We start from the raw sequence: 3,424 nt of genomic DNA, 5'->3' as shown, positions 1-3,424 counted from the left end.
GATGAGCGACTATGGCGCGCGCCTGGCCTGGATATTCAGCTCCGCCGACGAAAACGATCGGATCTGCCTGGAGACTTATGCCTCCATACCGATCTCGCAAACTCACAACTAATGAAACGAAGCCAGATTATGGAAATCAAGACGGACGACTACCGCGTGTGGACTGAGGGAAGCGATATATTTTTCGACGGTGCAATGCGGCTTGCCAGTTCCGAGGCCGGTGCGCCGATCACGGCTTTGGCGACCAGTGTTCTTGCCTCAAATCCCGCTTCCATCACGCTCAATTTGAAGGACCTTCACTTTCTCAACTCGTCCGGTATCAACCTGCTGGCGAAATTTACCATCGAGGTGCGCAAGCATCCCGATGTTCGACTCGTCGTGCGTGGAACGCCCGACATCCCTTGGCAATCGAAATCATTGCCGAATCTGAAGAAGCTGCATCCCGCCTTGGTGCTTTTGATGGACTAACCGAGTTGTCCGTCAGTCAACCTCTTCACCGGGGCTCAGTACGAAGACCCGCTGGCAAGAACGCTCGGCGATAGCTACCCCGGCGAGCAGTGCCGCAGGATCGGACCTAAGGGCGCAGGGGGTCTCCTGTTCACCGCAACGACCTGATCGAGATCCGGAATGATCGCCCCGAGCACCAGAAGGCCCACAGCGGGGCGGCAGCTGCCGCCTTTTCGCGCAAGCTCGCCGATAGGCCACCGACCGTCCGCGAACCCTGTTCGCAAGGGCGTGTCTGCGTAGGCCAAGCCTCCCTCTGTCGCCAATCCCTCATTGAACGGGAGTGTTATTGTTAACGGTTGCGCGCTAAGGTAGCGATCGGGCGAGGGGTGCCGTCACCAATGACGACTGTTAGATCGTTTTGTGGGCGCCCATGTTTTGGAACAAACGCTTTGTCCGAGTTGCAGTAGGGTTCCTGCTGCTGGTTGCCGCAGTTCTTGCTCTCTTGCCTGGACTCACGGGATATACCAGCCTCGACGGCACCATCAATGCGCGTTTCGCCGAGATCTCGGCCCCGATCGAGGGCACCGTGCTGCAGACGCCGCCGAAAACCGGCACGCACCTGCCAGAAAATGCAGTACTGCTGACGATCCGGAACGAGCGGGTGAATCGCGCCGTCGAAACATCGCTGGCCGCGGAACTTGAGACCACGCGGAACAGGGTGCAGGCGCTCGAAAATCAGCGCAGCGAGTTGGAGGCGCTGCGTGCCAGATTGGGCCGACGCTTCGATGCCTATAGCAAGGCGATGATCAACAGCATCGAACAGCAGATTGCGATTTCACGTCAACGCATCACGATGCTGGCGGCCCGGCGATCGGCGAGTGCGGCGGAACTCCAGCGCAATTCCGCGCTGATAGCGAGGGGCGTCGTTTCGCAGAGCAGTGTCGACGAGGCGCAAGCGACAGAGATCGCGGCCTCGGCGGAGGTCGAAGTCGAACACCTGACCCTGAAACGGCTGGAGCGGCAGCTGGAGGCGATGCGGCAAGGCGTTTTTCTCGAGGACGGGCAAAACGACGTTCCTTACTCGCACCAGCGGCAGGACGAGTTGGCGATCCAGATCGCCGATCTCGATGCGCGTGCCGCAGAAAGCCGCACCCGTCAGGGCGAGATTTCCAAGCAGCTGGCAGAGGAGGCGCGACGGGTCGACAGCCTTGAACGCGCGGTCATGACAATGCCCTTCAACGGCGTAATCTGGCGTAACAACGTCGTTGCGGGAGCCAACGTCGTCGCCGGAAACGAACTGCTGCGCGTGCTCGATTGCCGCGACCTTTTCGTGGATATTCTGGTTCCCGAGGTCGATTTCGACCAGATCTATCCGCGCCGAGCCGCGGACGTCCGCATCCTCGGGACTGATAATGTCATTGACGGTGAGGTCACTTCGGTTCGTGGCAATTCGGCGGTGGTAGAGGAGCCGACACTCGCGGCGATGCCTCCAAGCGGCAGAGGGCGCAACGCCCGGATCAGGGTGGCGCTCGCAAACTCGTCTCTCAACACCGACTACAGCAATTTCTGCCATGTCGGGCGGTCGGTCCAGGTCCGCTTCCACACGCGCAGCTTCACGATGGCCCAGTGGCTGACGAGGCTATGGTTCAGTATCTGGTAGCGCTGGCGCCGACCTTTCTGGTCGCGGCATTCTTCCTCATCTTCGTCCAAGGCTGGTCGCGGTACCAGACCTGGGCGCGCACCGTCACCTGCGCAATCGTTTTCGCGGTCGCTGTCCGGTATCTGTGGTGGCGTCTCACCGATACCGTGCTGCCCTATCCCGATGATGGCCTCGATTTCTATTGGGTGTGGTTTCTCTATGGCATCGAACTGCTCGCATTCTTCGACATAACGCTCTTCCTCATCATCATGAGCCGGTATGTCGACCGCAGCGCCCAAGCGGATGCGCTCGCAAGCGATTTCTTCCGCCGGCCTCGGCAAGAGCTTCCGACGGTCGACGTCTTCATCCCGACCTACAACGAACCATTGGACGTGCTCGAGCGAACCATCATTGGCGCGCTCGGCCTCCACTATCCCGGGGAAAAGCTGAAAGTATACGTCCTGGACGACCAGCGCCGGGATTGGCTTCGGCGGTTCTGCGAAGAAAAGGGCGCAATCCACGTTACCCGACCGGATAATGCCCACGCCAAGGCCGGCAACATGAACAACGGCCTTACGGTGAGCGATGGCGAGTTCGTTGCAGTGTTCGACGCGGATTTCGTGGCACACCGGAACTTTCTTCGACGCACACTGCCTTTCTTCACCGATCCCAGCATCGGCATCGTGCAGACGCCGCAGCATTTCTTCAACAGGGATCCCGTCCAGATCAACCTCGGACTGGAGCGGTCCTGGCCTGACGAACAGCGCCTTTTTTTCGATGAGATGGCGGCCAGCAGGGATGCCTGGGACATAAGCTTCTGCTGTGGTTCGTGCTCGATCACGCGTCGCGCGGCACTGGAGGCAATAGGCGGCTTTCCGACGGAATCGATCACCGAGGATCTGCTGACGACCCTGACGATGCTGAACAAGGGATACAAGACGCGCTACCTCAACGAGCGGCTTTCCATCGGGCTCGCCGCGGAAAACCTGAAGGGCTATTTCGTGCAGCGCCAACGCTGGTGCCAGGGCGGGATCCAGACGCTTTTCGTGCACAACGGACCCCTTCGCGGTCCGGGTCTCAGCCTGTTCCAGCGCATCATGTTCCTGCCTGTGAGCTGGCTCGTGCAGTATTTCGTGCGCCTGGCGATCCTCATCGTCCCTGCCATGTATTTCTGGACGGGGTATCCTCCGCTCTTCTTCACGGAAGCAGGCGATCTGGTCAGCCACCAGCTGCCTGTTCTCGTCGCCTATTTCCTGCTGATGCACTGGATCACGCCGACGCGCTATCTGCCGGTGGTTTCGAGCGCTGTCGGCGCCTTCTCCACCTTCCGGATGCTGC

The 3,424-nt window shown here is 60.0% G+C and carries 3 protein-coding genes and 1 pseudogene; all 4 read left to right on the top strand.

Going from position 1 to position 3,424, the window contains the following annotated elements; all coding sequences use genetic code 11:
* A pseudogene (locus tag EOA29_RS44080) lies at window positions 1–112 on the top strand (ATP-binding protein); the annotation flags it as partial.
* Window positions 113–129: 17 nt separating this feature from the next.
* On the top strand, window positions 130–468 hold the full coding sequence (locus EOA29_RS29515) for a hypothetical protein (protein ID WP_125005859.1): 339 nt from the start codon (window positions 130–132) through the stop codon (window positions 466–468).
* Window positions 469–877: 409 nt separating this feature from the next.
* A complete protein-coding gene (locus EOA29_RS29510) occupies window positions 878–2,107 on the top strand; it encodes an HlyD family efflux transporter periplasmic adaptor subunit (RefSeq protein WP_126093376.1) in 1,230 nt (409 codons plus the stop codon).
* On the top strand, window positions 2,089–3,424 hold a 1,336-nt coding region (locus EOA29_RS29505), incomplete at its 3' end, for a cellulose synthase catalytic subunit (protein WP_127221983.1). The genes EOA29_RS29510 and EOA29_RS29505, both read left to right, overlap by 19 nt.

Origin of the sequence: Mesorhizobium sp. M1E.F.Ca.ET.063.01.1.1 (genome assembly GCF_003998155.1) — a bacterium.
Taxonomy (GTDB): Bacteria; Pseudomonadota; Alphaproteobacteria; order Rhizobiales; family Rhizobiaceae; genus Mesorhizobium.
This window is presented reverse-complemented; position numbering and strand designations above follow the sequence as displayed.

Excerpts from the sequence above, each read along its gene's own strand:
- EOA29_RS29515 (WP_125005859.1), top strand. The coding sequence starts at position 130 with ATGGAAATCAAGACGGACGACTACCGCGTGTGGACTGAGGGAAGCGAT.
- EOA29_RS29510 (WP_126093376.1), top strand. The coding sequence starts at position 878 with ATGTTTTGGAACAAACGCTTTGTCCGAGTTGCAGTAGGGTTCCTGCTG.